The 15,371-nt window shown below is 69.1% G+C and carries 14 protein-coding genes; 7 read left to right on the forward strand and 7 right to left on the reverse strand.

Going from position 1 to position 15,371, the window contains the following annotated elements:
• Together ACH413_RS32265 and ACH413_RS32270 are read right to left on the reverse strand one after the other, a co-directional pair.
• On the reverse strand, positions 1-552 hold the full coding sequence (locus ACH413_RS32265) for a hypothetical protein (protein WP_360044098.1): 552 nt from the start codon (positions 550-552) through the stop codon (positions 1-3).
• A 70-nt stretch (positions 553-622) separates the two neighbouring features.
• Positions 623-1,525: a glycosyltransferase gene (locus tag ACH413_RS32270; RefSeq protein ID WP_360044096.1), complete on the reverse strand. Its 903-nt coding sequence runs from the start codon at positions 1,523-1,525 to the stop codon at positions 623-625.
• Between the two features lie 20 nt (positions 1,526-1,545).
• Between ACH413_RS32270 and ACH413_RS32275 the strand changes: the two genes are divergently transcribed.
• From ACH413_RS32275 to ACH413_RS32285, 3 genes are all read left to right on the forward strand, one after another.
• Complete coding sequence (locus tag ACH413_RS32275) at positions 1,546-2,517, forward strand: glycosyltransferase family 1 protein (protein ID WP_360044093.1); 972 nt, start codon at positions 1,546-1,548, stop codon at positions 2,515-2,517.
• Between the two features lie 80 nt (positions 2,518-2,597).
• On the forward strand, positions 2,598-3,725 hold the full coding sequence (locus ACH413_RS32280; protein WP_360044579.1) for a glycosyltransferase family 1 protein: 1,128 nt from the start codon (positions 2,598-2,600) through the stop codon (positions 3,723-3,725).
• Positions 3,726-3,796: 71 nt separating this feature from the next.
• The gene (locus ACH413_RS32285) at positions 3,797-4,648 is read left to right on the forward strand and encodes a glycosyltransferase family 2 protein (RefSeq protein ID WP_360044090.1); all 852 of its coding nucleotides are present in this window, start codon (positions 3,797-3,799) and stop codon (positions 4,646-4,648) included.
• Between the two features lie 628 nt (positions 4,649-5,276).
• Here the strand turns inward: ACH413_RS32285 and ACH413_RS32290 are convergent.
• The gene (locus ACH413_RS32290; protein ID WP_360044087.1) at positions 5,277-5,714 is read right to left on the reverse strand and encodes a hypothetical protein; all 438 of its coding nucleotides are present in this window, start codon (positions 5,712-5,714) and stop codon (positions 5,277-5,279) included.
• Between the two features lie 101 nt (positions 5,715-5,815).
• Here ACH413_RS32290 and ACH413_RS32295 point away from each other — a divergent pair, with 101 nt between their 5' ends.
• Positions 5,816-6,883, forward strand: coding sequence for an NDP-sugar synthase (locus ACH413_RS32295; RefSeq protein WP_360044084.1), 1,068 nt, complete (start codon positions 5,816-5,818; stop codon positions 6,881-6,883).
• A complete protein-coding gene (locus tag ACH413_RS32300; protein ID WP_360044081.1) occupies positions 6,876-7,757 on the forward strand; it encodes a DNA-3-methyladenine glycosylase 2 family protein in 882 nt (293 codons plus the stop codon). Before ACH413_RS32295 ends, ACH413_RS32300 begins: the two co-directional genes overlap by 8 nt.
• Here the strand turns inward: ACH413_RS32300 and ACH413_RS32305 are convergent.
• Genes ACH413_RS32305 through ACH413_RS32320 form a run of 4 tightly spaced genes read right to left on the reverse strand, consistent with a single transcriptional unit; the run spans position 7,754 to position 11,332 of the window.
• A complete protein-coding gene (locus ACH413_RS32305; RefSeq protein ID WP_360044078.1) occupies positions 7,754-8,281 on the reverse strand; it encodes an NUDIX domain-containing protein in 528 nt (175 codons plus the stop codon). The genes ACH413_RS32300 and ACH413_RS32305 overlap by 4 nt on opposite strands.
• Positions 8,278-9,600, reverse strand: coding sequence for a coenzyme F420-0:L-glutamate ligase (locus ACH413_RS32310; RefSeq protein WP_360044075.1), 1,323 nt, complete (start codon positions 9,598-9,600; stop codon positions 8,278-8,280). Before ACH413_RS32310 ends, ACH413_RS32305 begins: the two co-directional genes overlap by 4 nt.
• Positions 9,593-10,543, reverse strand: a complete 951-nt coding sequence (cofD, locus tag ACH413_RS32315) for a 2-phospho-L-lactate transferase (protein ID WP_360044072.1) — start codon at positions 10,541-10,543, stop codon at positions 9,593-9,595. The genes ACH413_RS32310 and cofD overlap by 8 nt, the downstream gene beginning before the upstream one ends.
• 33 nt (positions 10,544-10,576) lie before the next feature.
• Entirely contained in the window at positions 10,577-11,332 is a 756-nt protein-coding gene (locus ACH413_RS32320; protein WP_360044069.1) for a site-2 protease family protein, read from the reverse strand.
• A gap of 245 nt (positions 11,333-11,577) precedes the next feature.
• Between ACH413_RS32320 and ACH413_RS32325 the strand changes: the two genes are divergently transcribed.
• Positions 11,578-11,883: a WhiB family transcriptional regulator gene (locus ACH413_RS32325; RefSeq protein ID WP_051784712.1), complete on the forward strand. Its 306-nt coding sequence runs from the start codon at positions 11,578-11,580 to the stop codon at positions 11,881-11,883.
• 31 nt (positions 11,884-11,914) lie between these two features.
• Positions 11,915-15,085: a glycosyltransferase gene (locus ACH413_RS32330; protein WP_360044066.1), complete on the forward strand. Its 3,171-nt coding sequence runs from the start codon at positions 11,915-11,917 to the stop codon at positions 15,083-15,085.
• The last annotated feature ends 286 nt before the right edge of the window (positions 15,086-15,371 follow it).

Below are 15,371 nucleotides of genomic sequence, written 5' to 3' on the forward strand. Positions count from 1 at the left end.
CTAAGCCTGCCTCATCACTCTGCGCGCCCGCAGTGTGGTTGCACAGATCAGCAGCAACAAGACAGCCAGAGGTACCCCGAAGACCCACTCGGCGGACCAGTCGTTGCGCTCGGCGAGCAACGGCCGCATCAGCGGATGCCGCAGAACCGTGGCCGGACCCGGCCGCATCTTCTTCTCCTGCTCGCCCCGCACGACTATCCGCAGCTCGGCGCCGTCCGGACAGGTGACGCGGTGCGCGTAGGCGGGGTTGTCCGGCCCCGGCACGTCCTCGACGCTGGTGATCACGCACGTCTGGGGCGTGGCGAGGACGTCCATCAACGCGCGGTGACCGTCGCCGACCAGCACCGCTGTGCCGGGGATCACGACCATGAACGCGGGCAGCACGAGCCACGCCGGCCCGAGCTTGCCGACGCCCCACGCGAACGCGATCGACAGCAGGCAGCACGGCACCAGCACCGCGAGCTCGTAGTGCTCGGGCACGACGGCACCCAGCACGACCGCGACGGCGACCGCGGCGAGCCCGATCACGATGAGTGGCGCCGGTCGCCTCACGACTGCTTCCTGAGGTTCATCGTCACGGGGGACGCCTGTGGGCCGCAGGAGGTTCCATCGCCGCGCGACATCAGCGGCCGGCCCAGTCCCGCCAGACGCTCTTGCGCGGGACCTCGGTCTTGATCCTGAGACGCTGGACGAGCGTCGCGGGGAGCCTCAGCAGCACCTCCGCCAGGACCTGGGCGCGGAGCCCGAGCCGGAAGTTGGCGGCGTCCGGGACGTTCTTGCGGAACGGCAGCACCGCGGTGATCGCGAAGAACCGGGCGAGCTGGGTGAGCGCGACTCCCGCCGGGGCGCACCGGAGCAGCATCAGCAGCCGGTTGCGCTCGTTCCAGCGGTGGAAGAGCGTCGAGCCGGGACGTGTGCTGGCGCCGTGCTTGTGCCGGACCCGCGCCGGTCCGACCGAGATCACCCGGTGCCCGGCCAGCCGCAGCCGCCAGGCCGTGTCGGTGTCCTCGTAGTAGCAGAAGAAGCTCGCCGGGACACCGCCCGCGGCCCTGAGCTCGTCGGTCCTGAGCAGCGCCGCGCCGCCGCAGAACCCGAACACCTCGCGTCCGGCGAGCACGACGTCCCTGCCGTGGCCGTCCGCGGTCAGTGCCACGCCGACGGACTGCGTCGAGCCGTCCGTGAGCAAGATCGACGAGGTGGCGGCCGCCGCTCCCGGCTCGCCGTTGAGAGCGCTCTCCAGCTCGGCCAGCCACGACGGCTCCGGTGCCGCGTCGTCGTTGAGCCACGCGACGAACTGGGTGTCCACCATGTCCAGAACGGCGGCGAGCCCGCCCGCGTAACCGCGGTTGCGCGGCAGCCGCACGACCTCATGTCCGCTGATCAGCTCGGCTGTGCCGTCGTCGGACGCGTTGTCCACGATGATCGTCCTGTGTGGACTCTTCTGGGCCGCGAGGGCGTCCAGGCACGCCGTGATGTGGTCACGGCCTCGCCACGTCACGACCACCACGGTGCTGACTGCCGACACGGCGTGAGACGGTACGCGACGTGCCCGAGCTAGTAGTGCTGACCGAGCAACTCAACGCCCCGGTCCCCGGCGGAACCGGCCGCTACACGGCGGAGCTGCTCAAGGCGTTGGGGGAGAGCGTTCCTGACGGCTGGTCCGTGGTGACCGCGGCGACGGCCCGCGCCGACCGCGTGATCAGGGTGCCGCGCCGGGCGCTGGTGGCGTTGTGGGAGCGCGGTCTTCCGCCGAAGCTCGGCCCGCACGTGCACGCCCCGACGCCGCTCGCACCGTTGCCTGGCGCCGTCGTCACCGTGCACGACGTGGTGCCGTGGACGCACCCGGAGACTTTGACTCCGCGCGGGGTCGCCTGGCACCGCAAGGTGATCGCGCGGGCGGCACGCGAGGCGCGCGCTCTGGTCGTGCCGACGCACGCCGTTGCGTCTCAGTTGGCTGCGTGCGTTCGGGTTGAGGTTCCTGTGCACGTGGTGCCCAACGGCGTGACGCGACTCGTTGCTCCGCCTGCCGACGACCTGCCGTCGTCCTACGTGCTCGCTATCGGCACCGTGGAGCCGCGCAAGGGTTTCGGGTTGCTGGTGCGCGCGACCGAACGGCTGCGGGTGCCGTTGGTCGTGATCGGACAGCAGGGCTGGGGCGACGTCGACCTGCGCGCGCCGCACGTGACGTTGCTGGGCAAGGTTTCCGACCAGCGGCTCGCCTCGGTGCTGGCCGGCGCCACCGTGCTCGCCGCGCCCAGCCTGGCCGAGGGGTTCGGCCTGCCGGTGCTCGAGGCGATGGCCGCGGGCGTACCCGTCGTGCACTCCGACGATCCGGCTCTCGTGGAGGTCGCGGGAGGCGCCGGAACCGTCGTGCGGCGGGGCGATCTGGCTTCGTTGACGGAAGGGCTGCGGGCCGTGCTGGCTGATCCTCGTCACACCGTCGAGGCCGGAATCACCCGCGCGAGTGAGTTCACCTGGGAAAAGACGGCGCAGGGTGTCTGGGACACACACGCTTAACGACCGGATTAGTGCATTCCCGTTAAACGCATAAGCAAATGACATTACGCTAGCTGATCGTGCCCACCGTCGAACCCAGCGTGTTGATCGACGCCACCGCGATCCCCGCAGACCGGGGCGGCGTCGGCCGTTACGTGGATTCGCTCGTCGCGGCACTGGACGCGGACGGGGCCAGACTCTCCGTCGTGTGCCAGCCACGCGACGAGGACCTGTTCACCAAGATCGCGCCGAACGCCAGGATCATCAGGGCCGCTGACGCCGTCGCCACCAGGACGGCCCGCCTGGCCTGGGAACAGACGACGCTGCCCCGCCTGATCCGCACCCTCGGCGTCGACGTGGTGCACTCACCGCACTACACACTCCCGTTGGCGGGCAAGGCCGCCTCGGTCGTGACGCTGCACGACGCCACCTTCTTCACCGACCCGGTGCTGCACTCCTCGGTGAAGGCCCGCTTCTTCCGCACCTGGACCCGAGCCTCCCTGAGACGCGCGGACCTGTGCGTGGTCCCGTCCCAGGCAACGGCGGACGAACTGGTCCGCGTGGCCGGCGCCGACCGCCGAGTCCTGCACATCGCGCAACACGGCGTGGACACCGAACGCTTCCACCCGCCGTCACCGGACGAGGTCCTGGCAGTCCGCAAGGCCCTGTCGCTGGGCGACACCCCGTACGTGGCGTTCCTGGGAGCGTTGGAACCGCGCAAGAACGTCCCGGCCCTGATCCGCGGCTTCGCCCAGGCGATGGTGGGCAGAGCCGACCCGCCGGCCCTGGTGCTGGCGGGCCAGCCGGGCTGGGACAGCCAGGTCGAGCGCGCCCTGGACTCCGTGCCGCACCGCATCCGCGTGATCCGCGCCGGCTACCTGCCGTTCGAACAGCTCGCCGGCTTCCTGGGCGGCGCGCAGCTGGTGGCTTATCCGTCCTTGGGCGAGGGCTTCGGCCTGCCGGTGCTGGAGGCCATGGCCTGCGGTGCGTGCGTGCTGACCACCCGTCGGCTGTCGCTGCCGGAGGTGGGCGGCGAGGCCGTTGCCTACTGCGGTGTCGGCGCCGGGGACATCGCCGCCGCCGTTGCCGACCTGCTGGACGATCCTGCTCGCCGGGCTTCTCTGGCGGCTTCCGGTCAGCAGCGGGCCAAGGACTTCTCGTGGGCCGTCAGTGCCGACCGTCACCGGCTGGCTTACGAGCGCGCGGCGTTGGTGCGACGCCGGCGCTGACGCTTGCCGGTGCTCGGTCCGAGACTTGGTCTGGCGTTGGCGGCTGACCGGGCGGCGCTAGGGTGGCGCGCGTGAACTACGGCGACGGACTTGGTGTCGTGACGGTCACGTACTCGCCGGGCGAGACGCTGGCTCCCTTTGTGGACACCCTTTCGAAGGCAACTTCCCGTCCGGTGCAGGTGATCCTGGCCGACAACGGGTCCACCGACGGGGTTCCCGAGGAGGTTGCCGCCACTCGGGATCATGTGACGTTCCTGTCCACCGGGGGGAACCTCGGATACGGCGGCGGGGCCAATCGCGGGGTCGCCACTCTTGGGCCCGATGTCGGGTGGGTGTTGATTTCCAATCCTGACATCGAGTTCGCGCCTGGCAGTGTGGACGCGTTGATCGCTGCCGGTGAGCGGTGGCCTCGGGGTGGGATGTTCGGGCCGTTGATCCGGGAGCCCTCCGGGGAGGTTTACCCGTCTGCTCGGTTGTTGCCTTCGTTCGGGCGTGGGGTCGGGCACGCTCTTTTTGGGGCTGTTTGGAAGTCCAATCCCTGGACTCGGGCCTATCGGCAGGAGAAGTCGCCCGTTGAGCGGACTGCCGGGTGGTTGTCGGGGTCCTGCTTTTTGATGCGGCGTGAGGCTTTTGACTCCGTTGGCGGGTTCGATGAGCGGTACTTCATGTACTTCGAGGACGTTGACCTCGGGGAACGTGTTGGTGCGGCTGGGTGGGTCAACGTTTATGTGCCTGAGGCTGAGGTTGTGCACATCGGGGGGCACTCGACTGCTCGGTCTTCGGATCGGATGTTGAGGGAGCATCATCGGAGTGCTTATCGGTATCTGGCTGATCGGCATGCTGGGGTGGTTTGGGCGCCGTTTCGTGGGGTGTTGAAGGCTGGGTTGGGGTTGCGGGCTTGGGTTCTTACTCGGAAGAGTTGACGCCTTCGGCGTGCGCGCCGGGTCTGTGGGGCGTCTCCCTGGTGCGTTGGCGGGTTCCTGTTTCGTGTTCGTAGGTGGTTGGGTTGCGGGCGTTGCCTTGCGTTGATTCCTGGGGCTCCGCCCCAGACCCCGCCAATCTGATCAAAAGCCGGGGTCCACGCCACGCGTAGGTAGATGGCACGCCTGTTGCTTTGGGCGGAGTTGCGTTGCTTAGTTTGGTGGCGTCGGTGGGGTGGCTTCGTCACGAGCCGAGCCAAGAGCGGGCCACATCAGAGGATGGGTGTCAAACGGACGAAAAGCGTGTCCGTTTGACACCCATCCTCTGATGCAGCAAGAGCTATGGCACGACTCGTGACGAAGCCACCCCACCCAGACCGCACGGTAAGGACGGCTCGCCTGCGGCGTCGCGGGTGATCAGGTGCTTGGCGTGATCGCGCGCTCTGACGGCTCGCCTGCGGCGTCGCGGGGGGATCAGGTGCTTGCCGTTCCCGCCCGCTCTTGCTGCTCGCCCTCGCCCCGCTTTCGCTTCGCGGGACTGTCAGACCTGCTCGCTAAGTTGGGTCGCGGGGGATCCAGCTTCCAAGGGGACCCTTGCGCGAGCCTGCCCGGCGGCATCCGCCGGGCACGGCTACATGTCGCCGCTCAGCCGTTGGCTCAGCGAGTTGCGGGCCTGCTGGTGGTTCGAGACGGTCGGGATCAGGCCCGGCTGCACTACCTGAGTGATCTCCGCGTCATCTGCCGGCTGCTGCGGCGCCGGGAGCGGCTGGCCCTGTTTCGGCTGGCCCTGCTTCGACTGGGCGTGCATCGGTTGCGTTGGCATCGGCTGGCCCGGCGCGTGGTGTTGCGGGCGCTGCTGTTGCTGGCCCATCTGGCCCATCTGCGCGGGCTGCAGGATCATCGTCGAGTCCGGGTCTCGGCGCGGGTCCATGGCGTTGACCAGCGAGCGAGGGATTTGTTGCGTGTCCGAGGAGTCCATCGGGGACGTCATGTTGTCCGGCGTCACGATGTTCCGCCCACGTGCGCGGGCGCGGGCGAGCATGGCGTCGGCCCGGTCGCGGGGGTCCATGTCGGATTTAGCTCCTTGCCGGGACCAGATCCCATATGACGATCTGCTTCGTGTCAGAGTATTCCGTCGAACGGCTCGCTGTAACGCGGAGGAGGAAAAAGGTGCACGGCGTCGAAGCTGTGGTGCTGGTCGGGGGCAAGGGCACCCGTCTTCGCCCGCTGACCCTGTCCGCTCCCAAGCCCATGTTGCCGACCGCAGGGGTGCCATTTTTGACACACCTCCTGTCTCGGATCAAGGAGGTCGGCATCACGCACGTGGTGTTGGGGACCTCCTACAAGGCCGAGGTGTTCGAGGAGTACTTCGGGGACGGATCTAGGCTCGGGCTGGAGCTCGAGTACGTGGTGGAAGAGGTGCCGCTGGACACGGCGGGGGCGATTCGCAACGTTGCGGACAAGCTGCGTGAGCCCGACGTGATGGTCTTCAACGGCGACATCCTGTCGGGGGTCGACCTGTCGGGGATCGTCGACACGCACCGCAAGCACGAGGCGGATGTGACGCTGCACCTGGTGAAGGTGGCGGACCCGCGGGCGTTCGGGTGTGTGCCGACGGACGACGAGGGGCGCGTTCAGGCGTTCCTGGAGAAGACCGAGAACCCGCCGACGGACCAGATCAACGCTGGTTGTTACGTGTTCCGGCGTGAGGTGATCGACGCGATTCCCGCCGGGCGGCCGGTGTCGGTGGAGCGCGAGACGTTCCCCGGGCTGCTCGAGGCGGGGCGGAGGTTGCAGGGGCACGTGGACGCCACGTACTGGCTGGACCTCGGCAAGCCCGAGGCGTTCGTGCAGGGGTCCGCGGACCTCGTGCGCGGTGTTGCGCCGTCGGCGGCTGTTGCACAGCCTGGCGACTACCTGGTGCTCGAGGGCACGAGCGTGCACGAAGGCGCGACGCTCAAGGGTGGGACCGCGGTCGGTGCGAACTGCACGGTTGCGGACGGTGCTGTGCTCGATGGCGCGATTTTGTTCGACGGTGCCGTTGTCGGTGAGAACGCCGTGGTCGAGCGTTCGATCGTGGGTGCCGGTGCGCTCGTGCAGGCCGGTGCGGTCCTCAAGGACGCCGTGATCGGCGACTCCGCGGTGATCGGCGCGCGGTGTGAGCTGATCGGCGGAGCGCGGGTGTGGCCGGGTGTGGTGCTGCCCGAGGCCGGCGTGCGCTTCTCGACGGATGCCTAGCAGAGCCTGGACTCCACCGTTCCCACTCGATCTGGGCGCGGTGCTCGGCAGGTTGCGCCGCGGGCCCGGCGATCCGTCCTTCAGCGCGGAGGGCGGTGTCTGGTTCGCGGCGAACACGCCGTGCGGCGCCGGCACGTTGCACGTCACGAGGACGAGCGGCGAGGTGCTGGCTGAAGCGTGGGGTGAGGGCGGGCAGTGGCTGCTGGACGGGCTGCCCGCCCTGCTCGGCGCCGACGACACGGTGGACGAGTTCGTCGCGCACCACCCGATCATCGCCGAAGCCAGGAGACAACGACCTGGGCTGCGGCTCGGGGCGACGAACCGGGTCTGGGACTTGGTGTTCGCCTCGATCCTGGAGCAGAAGGTCACCGGCATGGAGGCCTTCCGCACGTGGCGTGAGCTGGGACGGCGGTTCGGTGAGAGCGCTCCCGGACCGAAGCCGCTGAAGGTTCCGCCGACGCCGCAACGGTTGCTGGGCCTGCAGGACTGGGAGTGGCACCAGTGCGGCCTCGACGGGGGCCGCAGGAGGACGCTGATCAACGCTGCGCAGGTCGCGCACCGGCTGGAGAAGGCCGCGGAGATGCGCAGCCGCGAACTGCTCGAGAAGGTGCCCGGCATCGGCGTGTGGACGTCGGCCGAGGTCGCGCAACGGTCCTGGGGCGACCCGGACGCCGTGAGCGTCGGCGACTACCACGTCGCCAAGAACGTCACGTGGGCGTTGACCGGTACGCCGGGCGACGACGACGGCATGATGGAGCTGCTGGAGCCCTACAAGCCGCAACGCCACCGCGCGGTCATGTACCTGGAGGCGGCGGGTCTGCGGCGGCCGCGGCGAGCACCGAGGTTCTCGCCGCGCGACTACCGCAAGTTCTAACGGAGACGGGCGAGAGCGCTCTCGATCAACGGGTGCAGGTCGTCCACGTTGTCCGGCAACGAGTCCAGCGGCCACCACTGCAGATCGACGGACTCAGCGCTGCGCACCGGCTGCGCGCCGACGGGAGCGCGCACCAGGAAGCGGACGTCGAAGTGCCGCGTCGGCTTGCCGAGCGAGCACGTGATCGGGTGCACGTCGAGGTGGATCGGCGTCGGCTCGATGCGCAGGCCGCGCATGCCGGACTCCTCGGTGGCCTCGCGCAGAGCGGCACCGGCCAGCGACACGTCTTCCGGCTCACAGTGGCCGCCCAGCTGAAGCCACCGGCCCACGCGCGGGTGCAGCGTCAGCAACGCGTGCTCCGCAGTGGCGTCCAGGACCAACGCAGAGGCCGTGATGTGCCCGGGTTCGCAAGATCGCATGCAGGCGTCCTCGCGGGCCGCCAGGAAGCCCAGGTAGGCCTCGCGCAGGGCGTCCTGGCCCGCGAACCGGCTCAGCGTCGAGACGGCGTCGGCGTGCAGCGTCACAGCTCGATCAGTCCTTCCAGGGGCTCGCGCGGCGTCAGCGGCTCGGTCGGGTGCCCGATCGCGACGGCGCCCAGCGGCTCCCAGTCGTCAGGAACACCCAGCACCGACCGCACGAGGCCCGCGCAGAAGATCGTCGACGACACCCAGCACGAGCCGAGGCCCTCGGCGGCCAGAGCCACCAGCAGGCCCTGCACGGCGGCGCCACCGGCGACCGTGAACATCGTCTTCTCGGCGTCGGCGCGACGGGCGTCGGGATAGGTGTGCGACCCGTCGCGCACGAGGAACGGCACGACGATCTCCGGCGCCTCCACCAGCAGGTCGCCACGCCGCACCCGGCGCGCGATCTGCTCGGGCGTGAAGCCGTCCGAAAGGAGATCGGATTCCCACTGCGAGCGCATCGCTTGGAGCAGCGCCAAGCGCTTCTCCCGCACCAGCACGAACCGCAGCGGCTTCGTGTGGTGCGGCGCGGGCGCGGTCAGTGCCGCACCGACAGCCCTGCGCACCACGGCGAGATCAACGGGTTCGTCCGAGTAGAACCGCACGGACCTGCGCATCAGCACGGCCTGAGCGCGGCCCTGGGCCAGCGCCTCCTCCGTGCCGAGGCTGAACAGGTCCTCCTCGACCGGCCGGTTCAGGTCGCGGGCCGTGGAGCCGTCGTCCACCACCTCGAACCCGCGCAGCACCGCCACCGGCACCGAGCCGAGCTTGCCCTTCACCAGGTCGGCGGCCGCGGCGATCTCGTCGGCGATCGCGACCATGGTCACCGCGAGCTCGTTGCCGTGCTCGTCCACCGCACCCGCGTAGTCGTGCAGCACGCGGATGCCGGACGCGCCGATCGCGGCGTCGGTCTGGCCCATCCGCCACGCGCGGCCCATGGTGTCGGTGATCACCACGGCGACCTCGACGCCCAGCAGGTCCTTCAACGCGCCGCGCAACGAGGCCGCGGAGCCGTCCGGGTCGACCGGCAGCAGCGCGATCTCGTCGCCCGCCACGTTCGAGGCGTCGACGCCGGACGCGGCCTGCACGATGCCGAGCTTGTTCTCGGTGATCAGCGTGCGCATCTTGCGGGCGAGCACCCGCACCGACTCCGCGTCGACGTGCTCGCGCCGGATCCGGTCCCGTTCCTCGGGATCGGCCGGTACCCGAACGAGTCGTCCCTCTACTTTGGACAGGATCTTGGACGTGACGATCAGCACGTCGCCGTCGCGCAGCCAGGGCGCGGCCGTCGCGATCGCGCCGGCCAGGTCGTCGCCGGGGCGAAATTCCGGCAGGCCCGGAACAGGCAGCAGCTCCAGTGCGGCTGCGGCGTGATCAGTCAACTTCGACTCCGGCCAGGTCCAGCGCGGCACGGGCCATCTGCGCCGTCGCGTCCACATCGGACATCAGCAGCGGGACGGCGCGCACCGCGACACCGGGCACGTCGGCGCGGTCGCCGGTGTGCACCAGCCACGCGTCGAGAATGCCGTCGGAGCACTTGCGGGAGCCGTAGTGCCGCCCGACCGCTTCGGCGGAGGTCTCCACACCGATCGCGTCCAAACAAGCGTCGGCCATGCCCCGCAACGGTTTCCCGCCGATGATCGGCGACAGGCCCACGACCCCGGCCTCGGTCTTGCGCAACGCGTCGCGCACGCCGGGAACGTTGAGGATCGTGCCGATGCTCACCACGGGGTTGGACGGGGCCAGGATCACCGCGTCGGCCTCGTTGATCGCGTCCAGCACGCCGGGCCCGGCGGTGGCGGTCTCGGCGCCGACGAACGCGAACGACTTCGCGGGCACGGCGGCCCGGTGCTTGACCCACCACTCCTGGAAGTGGATGGCCTTCGTCTCGCCGTCGAGTTCCACGACGACGTGCGTCTCCACGCGGTCGTCCGACATCGGCAGCAGCTTCACGCCCGGCTTCCACCGGTCGCACAGCGCCTCCGCCACGGCGGACAGCGGATAGCCGGCGCGGAGCATGCGGGTGCGAACGAGGTGCGTCGCGATGTCCCGGTCGCCCAGGCCGAACCACGTCGGCTCGGCGCCGTAGGCCGCGAGCTCCTCCTTGACGGTCCACGACTCGTCCGCACGGCCCCAGCCGCGTTCGGTGTCGATCCCGCCGCCCAGCGTGTACATGCAGGTGTCGAGGTCAGGAGTGATGCGCAGCCCGTGCATCCACACGTCATCGCCGGTGTTCACCACCGCGGTGACGTCCGCCCCTAGAGCTTTGAGTCCCTGCAGGAACCTCGCGCCGCCGACCCCGCCGACCAGTGCTACGACCTTCACGCCCGCCCATGCTTCCACAGCGCCGGGGGTGGCCTACAGGGAGCGCCAGAACGAGAACGTCCTCGAGCCGTTGACCGCTGAGAACGGGTCGCCGCCGATGAGCTCGAACACCCAGGTCGACGCCTCGAAGAACAACTGGCTGACGGCGCTGAAGCCGATCAGGACGGCGAACAGGACCAGCGGCGCCCACGGCCGGACCTTCGCGCCGAACCGCTGTGCCTCGTAGGGCAGGAACGGTTCGATGGCACCCCAGCCGTCCAGGCCGGGAATCGGCAGGATGTTCAGCACGAACGCGAACACCTGCAACAAAGCAAGGTACGAAATCGCGGCGCCGAGCGCGGCGGGCGGCGAGAAGATCGCGACGACCAGTGCGAGCAGAACACCGATCACGAGGTTCGAGAGCGGTCCCGCGAGTGAGACCAACGACTCGATCTTCTTCGAGCGAAGGGCGTGGTGGTTGATCCACACGGCGCCACCCGGAAGAGGGATCCCGCCCATGACCAGCAGCACCAGCGGCAGCACGATGCTGAGCACCGGGTCGGTGTAACGGCGGATGTCGAGCGTCAGATAACCCTTGTCACGTACGGAAAAGTCGCCGCCCTTGTACGCGACGGCGGCGTGCCCGAACTCGTGCAGGCACAGCGTCACCGCCCACCCGGCGAGCACGAACAGGATGGTGCCCGAGATGATGGCGACGTCACCTTCGAGCAGGGTGAGGACGGCTCCGGCGGCGGTCGCCGCGAGCAGACCTAGGAACAGTGGACTGGGGCGAACCGCTGATCGCTTCACCCCTCCAGTGTGGCGTGTCGGCTGGTGTCGTGGGCCGTTCGGGGACACGTTGCAACACCTGAATCACTGTCTGTGCTGCCAGTCAAGGTTTTTGCGGCCATCCGCGCGAATATCCCCCGACGTGTGGACTCCGCTTGACCGCCCGCTGTGACGCAGGTGTAATCACATCGGTGTCATTCGTCGTTGTGGGAACGGCGTCTGGCGTCCGCCAACCGGGGAGAGCGGAAGGCGAGGAGGCGGACGAAATGCAGGAATTCGAAGAGCTCGAAGAAGATCACGTCACGCAGCCGGTCGTGCAGGGCGAGCTGTCGTACCTGTTCGACCCTGCCGACGAGCAGGACTGGCAGGAGCGCGCGCTCTGCGCACAGACCGATCCTGAGGCGTTCTTCCCCGAAAAGGGAGGGTCGACTCGGGAGGCCAAGCGCATCTGCCTGGGCTGCGAGGTGCGTTCGGAGTGCCTTGAGTACGCACTCCAGCACGACGAACGCTTCGGCATCTGGGGCGGTCTCAGTGAACGAGAACGCCGCAAGCTGAAGAAGCGAGCCGTCTAGAAGCGTGATCTTCGTGCCCTAACTTGGGGGCGTGACAAGTCCTCAGCCGAGGCTCCGGACAGCGCCGGTGCTGTGCGTCCTGGTCTGCCACGACGGAGACCAGTGGCTCAGTACGGCGCTGTCCGCGTTGCGGCGTCAGCGAATTCGCCCTCGGCACGTGATCGCGGTCGACACCGGATCAACCGACCGGACAGCGAAGGTGCTGGCGGAGGCGGGGGATCTGCTGGACGGCGTGCTGACCGCGCCGCGTGGCACGGGCTACGGCACCGCCGTGCGGCTCGCGGTCGAACACGCCGTCGAACGGTGGGGTGACCCCGGCAAATGGCTGTGGTTGCTGCACGACGACAGCGCGCCCGAACCCGACTGCCTGGCCTCGCTGCTGACCGCGGCCGAGGTGTCGCCGTCGGCTGCCGTGCTGGGCCCGCTGTGCCTCGATTGGGTGGATTCTCGTCTGGTCGTCGAGGCGGGTTTGTCGACGGATTCTTCAGGACATCGACAGACTGGTCTGTCCTCTGCGGAGCATTCCGCATCGTTTCAGCAGAGCACCGAGGTTCTCGCCGTCTCGTCCGCGGGATCGTTGATCAGACGTGAGGTCTGGCACGCGCTCGGCGGTTACGACGAAGCGATGCCGCTGCTGCGCGACGATCTCGACTTCGGCTGGCGCGCTAATCGCGCGGGTCATTTGGTCCTGTGCGTACCGGTCGCACGCATGCGACATGCACGCGCCGCAACTAAAGGCTCACGTCGTTTGGACGCGGCCATGGCGCGGCCGGGACCGTCATTTCGTGGCGTCGACCGCGCGCACGGCATGCGCACATTTTTGGTCAATTGTTCAAGTTTCTCGTTTCTCGTCGGAGTTCCGCGACTGCTGTTCCTGTCGCTGCTGCGCGCCCTGGGCTTCCTGCTCCTCCGGCGTTTCGCGGACGCACACGCCGAAGTCGGCGCGGCCCGCTACCTCCTGACCAGAGGCCGTCTGCTCCAAGGCCGCCGCGCCCGCCGCGGTTCCGCCGTCGTGCGCGGCCTCTTCACCAGCAGACTCACCCGGCTGCGCAACGCGATCCGCGCCGGCGCCACCTTCCTGATCCGCCGCCGCGTCGAAGCGGACGCCGCGCTGGGTCGTTTGCCCGCAACCGATGCGGGTTCGACGTGGCTCGAACCATCCGAAGTGGACTCTCGCCCGGTCGGCCCGTCGGCGTTGCCCGCCGGTGCGTCCCGAGGCCGCCCGCGCGTCGCGGGCCTGCGCCGCCCACCGGTCGTCGTCCCCGTGGACGCCGCCCTGCCCGGCACGCTGCGCCCGGCACCGCGCCCCCGTCCGTCGCCCGGACCGCGCGGCGCTCCCGGCATGGTCTTCGTCGAGGTCGACCAGTCGCGGATGCTGCGTTCGCTGCTGCTCGCGCCCCCGGTCCTGTTGTTGTTCGGACTCTCGGCCGTCGCCGTGATCGCGAACTGGTCCCGGCTCGGCCTGAACCTCGCGGGCGGCCGGCTGCTCCCGGTCGGCTCGGCGGGGTCGGTCTGGTCGACCTACCTGTCGTCGTGGCACCCGGTCTTCGGCGGCACCGCGGCCCCCGCTCCCGCCGCGCTGGCCGTCCTGGGCCTGATCCCCGGCGGACCTTCCTTCGCCGTCGCACTGCTGTTGCTCGGCGACATCCCCCTCGCCGCGTTGTCCGCCTACATCGCGTCACGCGGCATGCGCGTACGCCGTTCCGTGCGCGCTGTGGTGGCCGCCTTCTACGGCCTGCTGCCAGTCGCCACGACCGCCGTCGCCGAAGGCCGCCTGGACGTCATCGTCGTGCACGTCGTGACGCCCGTGGTCTTCGCGGGCATCTACGCGGTGTTGCGCGCGTCGTCCACGCACGCCTGGCTGCCCATGGCTTCTGGCACCGCCATCGGTGTTGCTGTTTTGGGTGCCTTCTCGCCGCTGACCCACGTCGTGATCATCGTGGGCGCGTTGGCCGGGTTCATCGCCGTCACCGGCGGTGCGCGGCGGATCGCGGCGCTGTTCATGATCGTGCTTTTGCCGATGGGGCTGCTTCTGCCGTGGCCCGCCGTCTTGTTGCAGCACCCGGAGATGGTGCTCAACGGGCTTGGCGCCGCGTTCTCGTCGCCGCCACCGAACCTGGTCGTGTGTTCGGTCTTCGTGGCGGCCGCGTTCGCTGCCGCGGTGCTGCGGCCCAACGCGTCGATGTTGCCCGGGCTGTTGGTGATCGTGCTGGCGATTGGTGCGCTTGCTGCCGTGGCTGCTGTTGGGGCCTGGCCTGGGACGCCGTTGGTCTTGCTGGCCTGGGGACTCGTTTGTGTGGTGCTCGCCGGGTGTCAGCGTGGGGTGGCGCCTGGGGTTGCTGGGCAGGCTCGGGTGCGGCGGGCCGTCTACGTCGTTGGTGTGGTGACGTTGGTCAGTCTCGGAGTGGCCGGGTTGTTGGATCTGCGCTCTGGGCCGTTGAAGGCTGACGGTGGTGTGGCTTTGGGGCCGTCTTTGACCGCTGAGTTGGAGCGGACCGGGCGGTCTGTGTTGATCCTGGGGTCGCCGGTTCGTCAGGTTGCTGGGCGGATGCCGGCTTTTGGGGACGACGATCTGGTGCCCACTGTGTCGTCGCCCGCTCGGTTGCGGCGGTGGAACTCGTCTCTGGTGGACGGGGCGGCGCCTGCTGTGAAGACCGCGTTGGCTCAGGCCGCGGCTTCTGGGGTGGCTTTTGTGGTGTTGCCGTCCGAGGAGGTGGCTGCTCGGGTTCGGGCTGCTGCCGGCGAGTTGGTGTCGGTGGCGCCTGGTGCCTCTGATGGGCGGCCCGTGTTGCGGTTGCGGTTCGCTGCCGACACCGGGGTGTTGCTGGCGCCCGATCTGGCTCGGCGGGCTCGGACCGGTGGGGAGCCGTCTGAGGAGCTTGCGGCTTCTGGGGTGGTGCCGGTCAATTTGTCGTTGCCGGAGGTTGCGGTTCGGGTTTCACCTGGTGGGGAGGGGCGGGTGCTCGTTCTGGCTGCGGAGGACGAGCCTGGGTGGCGGGTTTTTGTGGATGGGGCTGAGGTGCCTGTGGTTCGGGCTTGGGGGCACTTGGTCGGGGTGCCGTTGCCGGGTTCTGCTGCTGAGGTTCGGGTGGAGATGTCTTCGACCTTGCGGGACTTTTTGCTGTTGGGGCAGGCGGCGGCCGCGTTGTTCACGTTGTTGACTGCGATACCTACTCGTCGGAAGGGCGCGTCGGGTCCGTAGGTCGTCCCCCGGTTGCGTTGGCGGCTGCGCGTTGAGAGTTCGTAGGTGGTCACCTTGCGAGGGGATGTGGCGGCTGATTCCTGGGGCTCCGCCCCAGACCCCGCCAATCTGATCAAAAGCCGGGGTCTACGCCGTACGCGGGTTGATGGCACGCCTGTTGCGTTGGGCGGAGGCGCGTTGCTTTGGTGGTTGCGTTGGTGGGGTGGCTTCGTCACGAGCCGAGCCAAGAGCGGGCCACAGCCAGGAAGGGATGTCAACTCGACGAAAAGCGTGTCGAGTTGACATC

This window comes from Lentzea sp. NPDC020367 (genome assembly GCF_044387305.1).
Taxonomy (GTDB): Bacteria; Actinomycetota; Actinomycetes; order Mycobacteriales; family Pseudonocardiaceae; genus Lentzea.